This window comes from Mesorhizobium sp. EU05-FHT14A09, assembly GCF_058790995.1.
Genome location: NZ_JBYTDF010000020.1, coordinates 2,501 through 5,697, shown reverse-complemented (window position 1 = coordinate 5,697; position 3,197 = coordinate 2,501). Strand labels below are relative to the sequence as shown.

The 3,197-nt window shown below is 53.6% G+C and carries 2 rRNA genes; both read right to left on the bottom strand.

The window, feature by feature from the left end:
* Window positions 1-30 precede the first annotated feature (30 nt).
* A 5S ribosomal RNA gene (rrf, locus tag AC3WTO_RS31070) occupies window positions 31-145 on the bottom strand.
* A 175-nt stretch (window positions 146-320) separates the two neighbouring features.
* Window positions 321-3,118, bottom strand: a 23S ribosomal RNA gene (locus tag AC3WTO_RS31065).
* Between the last annotated feature and the right edge of the window lie 79 nt (window positions 3,119-3,197).

Sequence of the window (3,197 nt, the reverse complement as noted above, 5' to 3'; positions counted from 1 at the left end):
AAAGAGAAGATTATTACGTGCATTTAGCAGACCTGGCAGCGACCTACTCTCCCGCGTCTTGAGACGAAGTACCATTGGCGCTGGAGCGTTTCACGGCCGAGTTCGGAATGGGATCGGGTGCAGCCGCTCCGCCATAACCACCAGGTCGGCAAAACGCACGTAATCGAGAAGCTGTTTTGTGCCAAGGCGCGAGCAGTTGTTACGGGTTTAGCCCGCAAGCGCGACTGCGCGTCGCCGGTTTCATCCGGCGCCCTCGCGGAGCTTGGGCCTGTAAAGGCCGCTCAAGCGTGAGCGCTTTTTGATGAGCATAAGGAATGAGAACGATCAAGCCGATCGAACTATTAGTACCGGTAAGCTTCAAGCGTTGCCGCTCTTCCACACCCGGCCTATCAACGTGGTCGTCTTCCACGGTTCTCAGGGAATACTCGTTTCAAGGTGGGTTTCCCGCTTAGATGCCTTCAGCGGTTATCCCGTCCGTATATAGCTACCCTGCTATGCGGCTGGCGCCACAACAGGTCCACCAGAGATACGTCCATCCCGGTCCTCTCGTACTAGGGACAGATCCTTTCAATATTCCTACACCCACGGCAGATAGGGACCGAACTGTCTCACGACGTTCTGAACCCAACTCACGTACCGCTTTAAATGGCGAACAGCCATACCCTTGGGACCTGCTCCAGCCCCAGGATGCGATGAGTCGACATCGAGGTGCCAAACAACCCCGTCGATATGGACTCTTGGGGGTCATCAGCCTGTTATCCCCGGCGTACCTTTTATCCGTTGAGCGATGGCCCTTCCACACGGGACCACCGGATCACTATGACCGACTTTCGTCTCTGCTCGACTTGTCAGTCTCGCAGTCAGGCAGGCTTATGCCATTGCACTCAGCGAACGATTTCCGACCGTTCTGAGCCCACCATCGCGCGCCTCCGTTACTCTTTAGGAGGCGACCGCCCCAGTCAAACTACCCACCATACATTGTCCCGGACCCGGATAACGGGCCGCGGTTAGACATCCATAGTAATAAGGGTGGTATTTCAAGGGTGGCTCCACCAAGGCTGGCGCCCTGGCTTCAAAGCCTACCACCTATCCTACACATGCCACTACGAATGCCAATGTAAAGCTATAGTAAAGGTGCACGGGGTCTTTCCGTCTAACCGCAGGAACCCCGCATCTTCACGGGGAATTCAATTTCACTGAGTCTATGCTGGAGACAGCGGGGAAGTCGTTACGCCATTCGTGCAGGTCGGAACTTACCCGACAAGGAATTTCGCTACCTTAGGACCGTTATAGTTACGGCCGCCGTTTACTGGGGCTTCGATTCAGAGCTTGCACCCCTCCTCTTAACCTTCCAGCACCGGGCAGGCGTCAGACCCTATACGTCGCCTTGCGGCTTCGCAGAGCCCTGTGTTTTTGATAAACAGTCGCTACCCCCTGGTCTGTGCCACCCTCCAATGCTTGCGCAATGAAGGGTCACGCTTCTTCCGAAGTTACGCGTGCAATTTGCCGAGTTCCTTCAGCATAGTTCTCTCAAGCGCCTTGGTATACTCTACCTGACCACCAGTGTCGGTTTCGGGTACGGTCTATAAGTGGGAGCTATTTCCTGGAACCGCTCCGCTGCCCTTCCAATCCGATAAGGTTGGACAACTTGTGCAATCCGTCACTACCCACAGGCCCACGAATATTAACGTGGTTCCCATCGACTACGCGTTTCCGCCTCGTCTTAGGGGCCGGCTAACCCTGCTCAGATTAACTTTAAGCAGGAACCCTTGGTCTTTCGGCGGGGGAGTCTCTCACTCCCCTTACGTTACTCATGTCAGCATTCGCACTTCCGATACCTCCAGGAGCCCTCACGGGTCTCCCTTCACTGGCTTACGGAACGCTCCGCTACCGCTCGCATTGCTGCGAACCCTAAGCTTCGGTGTATGGCTTTAGCCCCGTTACATTTTCGGCGCAAAGACCCTTATTTAGACCAGTGAGCTGTTACGCTTTCTTTAAATGATGGCTGCTTCTAAGCCAACATCCTGGTTGTTTTGGGATCCTCACATCCTTTCCCACTTAGCCATAACTTGGGGACCTTAGCTGTAGGTCAGGGTTGTTTCCCTTTTCACGACGGACGTTAGCACCCGCCGTGTGTCTGCCGACTAGTACTCCTGGGTATTCAGAGTTTGCTTAGGTTTGGTAATCCGGTGAGGACCCCTAGCCCATGCAGTGCTTTACCCCCCAGGGTATTCGGTCGACGCTCTACCTAAATAGATTTCGCGGAGAACCAGCTATTTCCGAGTTTGATTGGCCTTTCACCCCTAGCCACAAGTCATCCCGAACTATTGCAACAGTTATGGGTTCGGTCCTCCAGTAGGTGTTACCCTACCTTCAACCTGCTCATGGCTAGATCACTCGGTTTCGGGTCTAATGCGTCGAACTGAACGCCCTGTTCAGACTCGCTTTCGCTGCGCCTACACCTACCGGCTTAAGCTTGCTCGACACACTAAGTCGCTGACCCATTATACAAAAGGTACGATGTCACCCTTGCGGGCTCCATCTGTTTGTAGGCAATCGGTTTCAGGTACTCTTTCACTCCCCTTGTCGGGGTGCTTTTCACCTTTCCCTCACGGTACTAGTTCGCTATCGGTCATGCACGAGTACTTAGGCTTGGAGAGTGGTCTCCCCATGTTCAGACAGGATTTCACGTGTCCCGCCTTACTCAAGGACTTTTGTTCGCATTACGTGTACGGGGCTATCACCCACTATGGCCCTACTTTCCAGAAGGTTCCACTTATCTCACAAAAGCCACTGGCCTGGTCCGCGTTCGCTCGCCACTACTTGCGGAGTCTCGGTTGATGTCCTTTCCTACGGGTACTTAGATGTTTCAGTTCCCCGCGTTCGCCACTTTACCCCTATGTATTCAGGGTAAGTTACCTATTATCGATACTTGGAAACCACAGCAGCAGATCGCTCTGCTACTCTGATTTTCCAAGTACCTTAGGTGGGTTTCCCCATTCGGAAATCTACGGATCAAAGGGTATTCGCACCTCCCCGTAGCTTATCGCAGCGTATCACGTCCTTCATCGCCTGTGCATGCCAAGGCATCCACCAATTGCCCTTAAGACACTTGATCGTTCTCATTGCCAATGCCCATCAGCTTTAGCGCGTGAACCTTGCAGCTCACACGCGACAGATGGAATTGGCACAAAAAG